Source organism: Planctomycetota bacterium (genome assembly GCA_038746835.1).
Classification (GTDB): Bacteria; Planctomycetota; Phycisphaerae; order Tepidisphaerales; family Tepidisphaeraceae; genus JBCDKH01.
On sequence record JBCDKH010000140.1, the window covers coordinates 1 to 10033 of the forward strand.

The following is a 10033-nucleotide window of genomic DNA, read 5'->3' on the forward strand; positions in this document are numbered from 1 at the left end:
CCGCGATCTCGCGAATACCCGCCAGCATCAGCGCGCTCAGCGGGTAGTAGATCATCGGCTTGTTGTAGACCGGCAAGAGCTGTTTTGAGAGTCGCATCGCCCGCGGAGCCGACGCCGCCATCATCGCTCATCGCGACGGCACTCCGGCGGGCGTGATGCTCATCCGCAGCGGCGTCCTCCAGTCCATCAAAGCAGTCGGCTACGTCGACATGAAGCAGCAGGCACTGCCGGAGCTGCGGAACCGGTTCGACATCCGAGTCGTCCGATCCCGGCGAGCGACGGGTATTCCGATTTTCGGTGCCACCAGCTACATCCAGGCCGTCGGTCGATACCACGCCCAGCGAGACGGTCGCGGCTTCGAGGCCCCGCCGCTCGGCATTCCTCTCGCCGAAGATTTCGGCTGCCACTTCACGCTGGTCGAAGACGGCGCACAGGTCGATTCTTCCGTATATTTGCACGATTCCGTGGTCCTCGACGGGGGCGTTGTCGAGGCCGGGGCGAGTCTCGTGGGGAGCGTGGTGACGGGTAGCGGCATTGTGCGTCGGGGACGCGAGGTGCTGGGCGGGCTGGTCGCGTGAAGGTGTGCGGGTTCTTCTTCTGCTAACTTGACGCCCACGGCCGCTCGGCCGATGCACTGGCAGGGACGTTCCCGCCGATGGTTCCGCACGCCATGTCTGCTCTGACGCTCCATGCCGAGACCTTCACCCCGCCCCCGGGGCAGCCGCCGGAGGAGTCGGCCATCGAGCCGCGCGGGCACGTGCCCCGGCAGCTCGTTGCCCCGCTGCCGCCGTCGCAGCGGACGTGGCGGCCGAAGCTGACGATCCAACGCGTCATCGTCGCATTCGCCTTTGCCGGCCTGGCCGTTCTGGCGTCCTGGTGGGCATGGGTCGACCTCGTTGGCCTGATCGACTTGCACGGCCAGAACGGGCACATCGTCCTCGTCCCACTCGCGATCGCCATCCTCGTCTGGGTCCGCCGCCAACGCATCGCGTACATCCGCGTAGGGACCCGCGTCCTTGGACCAGCCCTGGCGGCTGTGGGTGTGGTGTCGCTCCTCTCGGGTGGATCGACGGGCGTCTCGTACCTCTACCACGGCGGAGCCGTCCTCGTGGGCTTGGGAGCGTTTGTCAGCGTCTGTGGCAAAGGGGTTGTGCTTCGGCTCTTGCCGGTGATTGCCGCACTGGCTCTGCTGCTTCCAGTGCCAGGACGCGTTCGCGACGTCATCGGCCCGCCGCTTCAGGAACAGACGGCACGCATTGCCTCGGGCGTGCTGGAAACCACCGGCTTCGTCGCCCCCGCCCGTCGCGACATGAGCTCGTCCGCGTCCGCCGCCAACGCTGCGGAGCGAACGCCTCTTCCATCGTTGTCGCTGGTTCCCGAGGCTCGGCTGAAAAACGCCTGCGAGGGCATGCCGACGACGATGCTGCTGGCCGTCGTGATCTACACCTACGCCTTCGCGAGGCCGCTCCGGAATCGCTACCGGTGGCTGCTCCTCATCGCCGTCATACCGCTCGGCCTGGTGGCCAACGTCATACGAGCCACGCCGCTGGTCTGGTTGCTCGCGCGGAACGCGTCGGGTGCACCGGGGGCTGACGGATTGGATGTCGCCACGCAGGTCGGGCTCTATTCCGAATGGCTTGCCGTTCCGCTGGGCCTTGCGGCAGCGGCGTTTGCAGTTCGCGTGCTCGACTGGTCAGGCCTGCACATCTACACGTTCCGGCTCGCCCGATGACCGATCTGCCCTATCGATCAAAGCGACACGGGTGGCTCGCGCCGTTGCTGACGGCGATGCTGCTCGTCTTGGTCGGTGCGGTTCAGCACACGGTCCACCGGCCGCAGGACTGGAGCGGCTACCACGCGGCCGCTCAAGCCAGCGTGCTCGACTTCGAGCCAGGCCAGCTCGAAACGATCGACGGCCGCTGGATCGCTCGCGACCGCCCGCCGCGCGGCCCCGCGTATCCGACGCTCGACCCGATCGCTCTCAGGCGGATCGAGTTCCTCAACTTTGCCGCGACCGCCGATAAGGCGTCAGCCCCGAAGTCGGCGGAACTCGTCCTGTGTCTCGCCCCACGCGACGTGACGGCCCGGGCCTACTGGCCAACCTTCAGCGAGCCCGCCCGCAACGGACGCGTGCTCTCCGAGACGCCCGCCATGCACGCGGCAGCCGGGCGTGCGATCTCTGGCACGGAGTTCGTCGTCGAGCGATCGGACGGCTCGGTCGTTCGTTGCTTCGGATTTCTGATCGTTGCGGCCGGGCCGGAACCCGTCGTGGGCGGCGGGCGAACAACGGGCGACGTGTTCGACATTTTCGCTGGCCAGGGAGACGACAACCACTACAAGCACCGCCGACGCGGCGCGTCGATCGTCCTGGTCTGGCTCGATCCGGTCCTCTCCGCGGCAGACGACCCGGCACGCAACGAGGCTTACGTCGCCATCTTGGACAGCGCAGCCGAGCCGATCGCACGGTTGGCGAACGATCCGGTCCAGGTGGAGCGGCAACCTTCTTCTGGCTCGCGTGTCCTAACCCTGGCAAGCCGCGTCCTGCGGCCGACGTCCGCATCGGAGCGTGCGACGTCTCGTCGGATCGACCAGCCACGGACAGAAGGTGCGATAACGCGCATCCGGCCCTTAGCCAAGCCCGCCGAGGAGCGAGGGCTTCCGATACGTTGACAGCGGCCCGTGCCGCCTGAGACCAGCCCGCTTGCGCACCCCGGCCAGACAATGGCCAAACCCGGCCAGCTTGATGAGCAACACCCCGAACCAGCCGACCAACCTCAAGCTCGCTTCGGGCTCCTCCGACAGCGGCCGAGACTTCTGGGCCGACGTTCCAGCCGTCCCCGTCGATGCGCCGCGCACCGGCGGCTCGGGCGTGATGCAGCGCAAGCAGGCCGACCCGCTCGACCAGGCACGCCGGCTACTGCGTGGCCGCTGGCCGTTGTTGATCGTCCTCGCCGCCGGCGGTGCAATGGTCGGCGGGATGCTCGGCTGGCAGTCCCAAACGCCGACCTATGAGGCCGCCGGTCGCATCTCGTACCGCGCGTCGATTCCCAGGATGATCGAGGGCACCCAGGGCGTCGCTGGCGGGTTCAAAGCGTTCCTGAGCGAAGAACGGACACGTATCGCCGAACACCCAGACATTGCCCAGGCCGCGATCGAGACCGACGTCTGGCAGGAGACCGAATCGCCGATGCGTTGGGAGACCTTCCAGTGGCGTCTCGATGCACGCCACACGGGCGGCGACAACGTCATCATCGTCCGGTTCAACGACGAAAACCCACGCGTTGCCGAAGCCGCTGTGCGTGCAACGCTGAATGCCTACCGAGAGAACTTCAACAATCGCCGCTCGCTCCAGGACGGTCAGCTGCTCTTCAATCGCGAATCGGCGCTGAGTGATCTTCAAGCACGTCTTGCCGGTAAAGAGAACGACATCGCCTCCATCGCACGCAGCTACGGCGGAACAGAGGACCTTGGCGGCGTCGCGACGCTCATCCGTGCGGAAGTCGAAGATGATCGCGAGACGCTTGCCGAGCTCGAGCGCGATCTCGGCAATGCGACGCGGCTGCGTGACAGTGCCGACACCCTGATGCCGACCGATCTCGCCGTCGCGGACGAGGGTCTCATGAACCTGCTGCGGCAGCGCGACGCAACCCGAGCCGAGCTGGCTCGCCTGATGCGCGACTACGGGGCCGGAAACCGTCAGGTGCAAAACCTCCGCAACGACATTGCAAGCCTCGACGAAGAGATTGAGCTCCGAAGCGAGTCCGTTCGGCAGGTCTTTTTCGGAACGATGCCCAACCTGACCGACGGCGTGGGCGAGCTGATCAATGTCACGACCGACTACATCACCAAGACCGAGGCCCGCGTCGACGACCTGTCTCGCCGGCTCGCCGAGCGCGAAGAGCAGCTCAAGGTTGCAACGGCCGACCGCGAAGAACTGGCGCGGATGACGCGTGAGCGCGACAAGCTGTTCAGCGACATCGATGACCTGCGTGCCGAGATTCAGCAGCAGCGGTTCGACGGCATGATCGAAGACACCTTTGTCGACGACGGCATCGGCTGGCTCGACCTCACCATGCCGCCCGAGGGCTCGGCCTACGCGAGTCAGGACAGGCGCCTGCCGATGGCGTTGGGCGGCATGATTTTCGGCGCCGGCGTTCCGACGGCACTGGTCGTCCTGCTCGGTTTGCTCGACAAGCGAACGCGCTTCAGCGACGACGCCTCCGACCTCGCCGCCGGCATTCAAGGTCACAACGGCCAGCCTGCCCCGCTGCTGGGCGTGTTGCCGAACCTGCCTGATCGCCTGAGCGATCCGAATCAGGCGAGCATCGCCGCCCACTGCGTCCACCAGATTCGCACGATCCTGCAGATCCACCATGCGGTGCCGCTGTCCGGGTCCGACGGTGCCACTGAAGAGCCCCGGTCGTTCGCCGTCACCAGTGCCGGCCGCGGCGAGGGCAAGACAAGCCTCGCGCTCGCGCTCGGCCTGTCATACGCAGCCAGCGGCTGTCGCACGCTGCTGGTTGACACCGACCTCCGCAGCGGTGGCCTGTCGCGGCGACTCGACGTCCAGGGCGACGAGGGCATCCTCGACGCGCTCCTCGGCGGTGATCTGCTGCAGGCGACGTGCGAGACCGAAGTCGCCAACCTCGCCGTGTTACCGATCGGCAACGCCAAGGGCAGCCGGGCCGGCGTCTTCAGCCCGGTTGCGGTGCGGCAGATGCTGCGTCAGGCCAAGCGCAACTTCGACGTCATCCTGCTCGACTGCGGCCCGATCCTGGGCAGCATCGAAGCCACGCCCGTCGCCAGCGCCGCCGACGCAACGATCCTCTGTGTCACCCGCGGCCAGGCCAAGCCCATGGTCTCCAAGGCCGCCAAGCACCTCGGCCACGTCGGCGGTGTCGTCGCCGGTCTGGTCTACAACCGAGCCGGCTCGGCCGACTTCGAGCGGTCGGTCGCAGGAATGAACTACCGCGACGCCAGCCGCGAACGTCAGCCTGCCACGACCAAGCGGTCGGGCACCTCCGCCCGCCGCACACCCAGCCGAGCCGCCTGAGCTTCGTCCGTTGACCGAGGCTGCCTTTGCTTCCGCACACCTCCAACGTCCTCCCCGCCCAGGGCCGGCTTGCAACGGCCGGATCGGGGTTGGTGCGGACGATCTGGGGTCTGGAGCCGGTGCAGGTTCACGCCCGCTACTGGGCGAGCCGAGGCGTCTGCGTTGTTCGATCAGAAGACACGGCCCCTGCCGCACGTGGTGCGGACCTCTATCTGCTGCTTCAGCCAGAGAGCCTGCCGCTTTTTGATCTGACCGAAGCGCTCCGCGTGCTCAACTGGGTCGAGCCGACTGTCCTGACCGTCCGACTTCAGGAAAAGCGCGACGACGGCTATCGCGAAGTCGTCGTCTGCGAAGGGGACGAGCCACACCTTTACAACGGCCGACGCGGCAACGCGGCGGACGATCGATTCGTCCGATTCGACCGCGTCTACGACGGCAAGGAGGTCCGCCTCGGAAAGGCCATCCTCACGCCCGACCGCGAAATCGCCCAGCTCTGGCAGCAGGCCGGCGATCCGCTCGGTGCACGCCGCAGGCTGCGTCGCTACGTACCCGCCGAGGAGCGTGCCGTCGTCCGCACCGTCGGCCGGCTGTATGACCGTGGCGACGATCGCGAGATCGCACTGATGATGCAGGATCTCGTCCGCGAGTGGGATGCGCCTGATCGCACCGTCTCACGCATCGTTCGACACACACGAAGACGATCTGGCGGCAAGGCAACCGGTGCGACCACCGTCTGGACCGACAAAACCGCCGCCGTCGACGACGTCGACTTTCTGGGGCAAGTCTGGGTCGGCGCGGGTCGCGAGCTCTCGGCTGGCACGACCGTCGTCGGGCCACGCGTCGTCTGGGACGACCCTGCCAAGCGGCCCGAAGACTACGACCTGGGCGAAGTCGCGTGGACGGAGCTGATGCCTCAAGACGCGCACGCCGTGCCGGTCATCGGACGGGCCGGACGCGCTCGCATCAAGAAACGGCTTCTATCGCTGAATCTCAAGCGCAAACGCAACGACAAGTCAGCCTCCGGCGGGGACGGCGTCGTGCCGCTGGCGTCGGTCACGCAAGCGTCGACCAAAGTGCCAATGCGTCGACCCGACACGGTCGTCCCGTCGAACCCCGGCGAGTTTTCGGAGGCGGCCAAGCGGCTGTTCGACATCGCCTTCGCCGCCGGTGCCCTGCTCTTCACGGCACCTGCTTGGCCGGTGATCATGTTTCTGATCTGGCGCGAAGACGGCCGGCCCTTCTTCTTCGGGCACGTCCGGCAGAGTCGCGGCGGCAAGCAGTTCAAGTGCTGGAAGTTCCGCTCGATGTTCAACAACGCCGAAGAGATCAAAAAGCGCCTCATCGCCGAAGGCCTCAACGAAGCCGACGGTGCGCAGTTCTTCATGGAGAACGACCCGCGTATCACACGAATCGGCAACTTCCTCCGCAAGACGAACCTCGACGAACTGCCACAGTTCTGGAACGTCCTCCGCGGCCACATGAGCATCGTCGGCCCGCGGCCGAGCCCGGACAAGGAGAACCAGTTCGCCCCGACGTGGCGGGAAGCTCGGCTAAGCGTTCGCCCGGGCATCACCGGCCTCTGGCAGATCCGCAGAACGCGGGCCGAAGGCACCGACTTTCAAGAGTGGGTGAAATACGACCTGGAGTACATCGAGAAGCGGTCCTTCCGAGGCGATCTCGTTCTGATCTTCAAGACGGTCGCGATGATGTTCCGCAAGATTGCCCGAAGCTGATTGCCGTGAAAGTCGCAAGGCCGGTGTCGGAAGGTGCATCTGGTCGAAGTACCATGAGACGGACGTCTTCCCCGCTGTGATGCGGGGGTGATTCCACCTGCCTGCATGCTTCCTCGACGCCGAACCCTCCTTCGCCTGCTCATCGTGCCGGCCGTCGCCTTGCCGACTGCGGGCGCAGCGGTCATCTGGCGAAACCACACGCTCGGCGAGGCGGCAGAGTTCCAGACACGCGTCCTCGCCTCTGCGGACGCAGCATTCGCAGAAGGCGACTGGGCCGAGGCGGCAGAGCAGTACGACCGCTGGCTTGACGGCGCGACTTCCGGCGACGTGCGCGTGCGGCCAGCGTTGCTTCACTTAGCTTGGTCGCGAGCGCTCGCTGACCCGCAAGGCGGCGGTCCAAAGGAGGGCCTGCGTGCGATCCGGACGCTCGACGCGACGACCGAGGTCTTGCAACTTCGGTGTCGACTCGCAGCCGCCTCCGGCGAGCCGGCTCTTCAGCTCGCCGCCGCCGACGCGTGGCTGGCCAGCATGCCGGACGAGCTCGAAGCGCTTCGTCACAGACGCGAAAGCCTGGTCGCGCTCGACGACGCACGTGCCGTCGACGCGGCCGCCGCGATTCTTGCTCTGCCCACAGCGACGCCAGACGATCGTCTCCGACGGCTCGACGTTCTGCATCAGTTTGCCGACGATCCCGAATCCGTCACGACGATCGGCATCGACGCCGTCGAGGCGGCGCGTGCCGAGGGCGAGGGTCTGGTCGAGGCGTTCGTTCTGCTGGCACGCGCGTACCGGCTGACCGACAAGCTCTCGCAGGCCGCGACGTGTCTGGACCAGGCCGTCGACCTGCTGCCGACGCCGGTTGTCGACGACGAGTGGTCCGACATCGACACGCAGCAGCGATCCGGGGTTACTCCAAGCGGCGACGAGGTTCTCGCGTTGGTCGCCGGCCTCGACCAGGCCGGACGATTCCTCGACGCGACGGCCGTCCTTCAGCAGTCAGCCGCCATGCCGGATGCACCGAGCATGCTCGTGGACGCCTGGGACGAGCGTCGCCGCGTGCTCGAAGCCGGTGACGCCAAGGCACCCGGACAGTCGTACTCGGACCTTGCGCTCGAACTCGACCGAATCGGGCACTTGCCGAACCTCGATCACGTTTTTCCCAATGCCCCGCGCGCCGCCGCAGCCCCGCTTCACCTCGCCGCCGCGGCGGAGTGCGATCGGATGCTCGATCCGGGCCTCGCTCGCTATCACCTGTTCTGCGCGGTCGAGGCGGCACCGTTCTGGCCTGAAGCCAAGGTGCGGCTTGCCCGACACCTGACCGATCGCGGCGACACCACGCGGGCACAGTTGGTCGTCGATCAGCTTGCGTCATCGGTCGAGCCAGATGACGAGCGGCTCCTTGCGACGCGAGCCCTGATCGCGTCCGCGCGGTGGCAGGAACGTCCGGATGCTCTCCGCCGCGAGGAAACAATCGACGCCCTCGAAGCGGCCGGTCCGCCAGCGGAATTGGTCCCGATGCTTGTACGCCTCCTCGCCACCGAGGACAGCGGAAATGCCATTGAGATGGCGACGTCCGCCTGGGATGAAGCCTCGCCCGAGACGCGACTGGAACTCGAACTCGCTTTGCGGACGGCTGGCTTGACCGGCGTCGAAAGCGAACTGCCGTCGCTCCACGACGAGCCCGACGACGCCCTTCGCGCTGCAGACGCCGTTCGGATGCGAGATGGCCTCGACGCGGCGCTTGCGTGGGCGTCCAAGCTCCCGCGGCACGCAGCCCTTTCGAGCGCCCGACTGCTCGAACGGCATCGCCCCGATGCCGCCGTCTCGGCTTGGCAAGCCGTCGTCGACCAAGCCGATGGCGACCCGCAGTCGCTGCTCATTCTGCTCAGCGAGGCTGCGTCGCTTCACAACACAACAGACGGGCTCGACACGCTCGAGGCCGCTCTGTCGCAGTACGAGCTATCGATCGCTGCCGAACCGGGACGATGCTGGCAGCTGCACTCGATGACGACCGCCCTGTCGCGCGGCATGCGTCTCGAGTCGAGCGAGAGCGCCGTCATCGAAACGGCCACCCGCCTGCGTGATTTCGCCGATGCCGCGCCCGTGCCGGACGACGAGCTCGCCGCAGAAGCGCGCGTGTGGCTGTCGGACGCGTTGGTCCACCTCGGGTCGACCGATGCGGCCCGGTCGCAGCTGGCATTGCTCCACAGTCTTCGCCCGGAGGACGATCGCGTCACGCTCCGGCTGCTCGCGCTACTCGAACGGCTCGGCCTACACGAGGAAGCACGCGACGTTCTGCTCGCACACGCCAGACTCGTCCGAGCCGAGTCCATCAGCGGCGACAATGCACGCGTCATCGAGCTCGCACTCCGACTCTCCGAGTACGGCGAGCGCGACTTCGCCGCCGACCTGTTGGGCGACGCAAACGCTGGTCAGCTGAGCGTCGGCGAGAGGCTTGTCGGCATCGAACTCACCCGCCGAGCTGGCCGAGAGGACGAGGCCGACGCACAGCTCGCACGACTCGTCCTTCAAACGCCCACGCCACCCGCACTGCTCACCGGCGCGATCGCGGCAGCACATCGCGGTGACGACGCGGCGGCAGCCGACCTGCTCGGCCAACTGTTGAACCGACTGGACGATCCGGCCGATCGTGCGGCTACCGAAGGCACCTTCGCCGCCGTCACGGGCGATCACGATCGGGCCGATCGCGCGTTCGACGAGGTCCGGCGACTCTCGCCCGAGCACGGGGCACCGTGGCGCGAATTGGTCGCGTTCTACCTGACGCGCGATCGTTTCGACGACGCCGTCTCCGCGGCGGCCGACGGCTTGGCTTCAGGCGGAGGTGACGATCGGCTTCGGCTGCTGTCGGCCATCGCTGCGTCTCTGGAGGCGCACTCGTCCGACAGCGAGGGCGAGGCCGTGCTGCTCTTGGCCGACAAGCTCCAGCAGCAGGGACTGCTTCGCGGCGACGTCGTGACCGCCTACGACCTGGCGGCAACCGTCCGCCGCCTCCGCGAACACCCGGCCACCGCGGACGAACTCGGCGTTCTCGACGCGGCCTCGCGCCGACTGCCCCATCACGCCCCGCTCCAGCGCTACGCGGCCGCCGCCTACGACCAGGCCAACCTCCCGGACCAGGCGTCGCGCATTCTCCGCCGCGCGGCCGAGGCGGTCGATGCCTCTGCGGAGTACCAGCGTCTCGCGTACAGCCGCGCTCGCCGGGAGAACGATGCGACCGACGCATTTC

General features: G+C 67.2%; 7 protein-coding genes. 6 read left to right on the forward strand and 1 reads right to left on the reverse strand.

The features are described from left to right. On the reverse strand, window positions 1-124 hold a 124-nt coding region (locus AAGI46_12600), incomplete at its 3' end, for a sugar phosphate nucleotidyltransferase (GenBank protein MEM1013047.1). 31 nt (window positions 125-155) lie between these two features. Between AAGI46_12600 and AAGI46_12605 the strand changes: the two genes are divergently transcribed. The 6 genes from AAGI46_12605 to AAGI46_12630 all read left to right on the forward strand — a co-directional run. Next, a complete protein-coding gene (locus AAGI46_12605) occupies window positions 156-578 on the forward strand; it encodes a hypothetical protein (GenBank protein MEM1013048.1) in 423 nt (140 codons plus the stop codon). 92 nt (window positions 579-670) lie between these two features. Next, entirely contained in the window at window positions 671-1732 is a 1062-nt protein-coding gene (locus tag AAGI46_12610; protein ID MEM1013049.1) for an exosortase/archaeosortase family protein, read from the forward strand. Continuing rightward, a complete protein-coding gene (locus AAGI46_12615) occupies window positions 1729-2670 on the forward strand; it encodes a hypothetical protein (protein ID MEM1013050.1) in 942 nt (313 codons plus the stop codon). Before AAGI46_12610 ends, AAGI46_12615 begins: the two co-directional genes overlap by 4 nt. Window positions 2671-2743: 73 nt before the next feature. Then, window positions 2744-5053 carry an AAA family ATPase gene (locus AAGI46_12620; GenBank protein ID MEM1013051.1) on the forward strand — a complete coding sequence of 770 codons (2310 nt, stop codon included), beginning with the start codon at window positions 2744-2746 and terminating at the stop codon, window positions 5051-5053. Window positions 5054-5079: 26 nt separating this feature from the next. After that, window positions 5080-6786 (forward strand): sugar transferase, encoded by a 1707-nt coding sequence (locus tag AAGI46_12625; GenBank protein ID MEM1013052.1) that lies wholly within the window; start codon window positions 5080-5082, stop codon window positions 6784-6786. 105 nt (window positions 6787-6891) lie between these two features. Beyond that, window positions 6892-10033, forward strand: a 3142-nt coding sequence (locus AAGI46_12630) for a hypothetical protein (protein ID MEM1013053.1), incomplete at its 3' end; no start/stop codon positions are given.